2 protein-coding genes are annotated in these 1675 nt (G+C 65.3%); both read right to left on the reverse strand.

Annotation, left to right across the window (positions count from 1 at the left end; translation table 11 throughout):
* Positions 1-917 (reverse strand): electron transfer flavoprotein subunit alpha/FixB family protein (locus tag GLS40_RS17760; RefSeq protein ID WP_160383893.1); only part of this gene is annotated, 917 nt, incomplete at its 3' end.
* Positions 917-1675 (reverse strand): electron transfer flavoprotein subunit beta/FixA family protein, encoded by a 759-nt coding sequence (locus GLS40_RS17765; protein WP_160383894.1) that lies wholly within the window; start codon positions 1673-1675, stop codon positions 917-919. The genes GLS40_RS17760 and GLS40_RS17765, both read right to left, overlap by 1 nt.

Raw genomic sequence — 1675 nt, forward strand, 5'->3', positions numbered from 1 at the left:
TCGGTCAGCTCGGGCACGGCTGTGAAGAGGTCGGCGACCAGGCCGAAGTCGGCCACCTGGAAGATCGGGGCCTCTTCGTCCTTGTTGATCGCGACGATGACCTTGGAGTCCTTCATCCCGGCGAGGTGCTGGATCGCGCCCGAGATGCCGACGGCGATGTAAAGGTCCGGCGCCACGACCTTGCCGGTCTGACCGACCTGCCAGTCGTTCGGCGCAAAGCCCGAGTCGACCGCCGCGCGGGACGCGCCCACGGCGGCGCCCAGCTTGTCGGCCAGCTTCTCGATGATGGCGAAATTCTCTTCCGAACCCACGCCACGGCCGCCCGACACGACAATCCCGGCCGAAGTCAGCTCGGGGCGGTCGCTTTCGGCCACCTTGTCCTCGACCCATTCCGACAGGGCGGGATCCTCGGCTGCCGCCTGGTCCGCCACCGAGGCCGAGCCGCCGGTGCCCGCCACTTCGAAGGTGGATGTCCGGAAGGTGATAACCTTCTTTTCATCCTTCGACTTTACAGTCTGGATCGCGTTCCCGGCGTAGATCGGGCGCTCGAAGGTATCGGCGTCGACCACCGCGGTCACGTCGGTCAGGATCATCACGTCCAGCAGCGCGGCCACGCGGGGCAGGATGTTCTTGGCATCCGTGGTCGCGGGGGCAACGATGTGGCTGTAATCGCCGGCCAGCGACACGATCAGTGCCGCCGTCGGTTCGGCCAGGCGGTGACCGTAAAGGTCTGCCTCGGCGCAGAGCACTTTCGACACGCCGTCAATCGTGGCGGCCTCTTTCGCGGCATCCGATGCGGATGCCCCGGCACAGAGCACGGTCACCTCGCCAAGCGCCTTGGCGGCGGTCACGGTCTTTGCGGTGGCGTCCATCGACAGGGCGCCGTCGTTCACTTCGGCAAGCAGGAGAACAGCCATCACACCAGCCCCTTTTCCTTGAGTTTCGCGACCAGGGTATCCACGTCGGGCACCATCTCGCCGGCCTTGCGCGCCTCGGGCTCGCTGGTCTTCACGATCTCCAGCCGGGGCGAGACATCGACGCCGTAGTCAGAGGCCGACTTCTCGTCGAGCGGCTTCTTCTTGGCCTTCATGATGTTCGGCAGCGAGGCATAGCGCGGTTCGTTCAGGCGCAGGTCGGCCGTCACGATGGCCGGCAGCTTGACCTTGATCGTCTGCAGCCCGCCGTCAACCTCGCGGGTCACCACGGCGCTGTCGCCTTCGACCTTCAGGTCGTTGGCAAAGGTTGCCTGGCTCCAGCCGGTCAGCGCCGCCAGCATCTGGCCGGTGGCGTTCATGTCGTTGTCGATGGCCTGCTTGCCCGCGATCACCAGGCCGGGGGCCTCTTCGTCGATCACGGCCTTGAGGATCTTGGCCACCGCCAGCGGCTCGATATCCTGGTGCACGTCATCCGCGGCAATCACCAGGATCGCCCGGTCCGCACCCATGGCGAGCGCGGTCCGCAGGGTTTCCTGGGCCTGCTTCACGCCGATGGAGACAACAACCACTTCCTCGGCCGTTCCGGCTTCCTTCAGCCGGATCGCTTCCTCGACGGCGATCTCGTCAAACGGGTTCATCGACATCTTGACGTTGGCGAGATCGACACCGCTGCCGTCCGATTTCACACGGACCTTCACGTTGTAGTCGATCACGCGTTTCACAGGCACGAGCACCTTCAT

Origin of the sequence: Pseudooceanicola pacificus, from assembly GCF_009789075.1 — a bacterium.
In the GTDB taxonomy this organism is placed as follows: Bacteria; Pseudomonadota; Alphaproteobacteria; order Rhodobacterales; family Rhodobacteraceae; genus Pseudooceanicola; species Pseudooceanicola pacificus.

Excerpts from the sequence above, each read along its gene's own strand:
- GLS40_RS17765 (WP_160383894.1), bottom strand. The coding sequence starts at position 1,675 with ATGAAGGTGCTCGTGCCTGTGAAACGCGTGATCGACTACAACGTGAAG.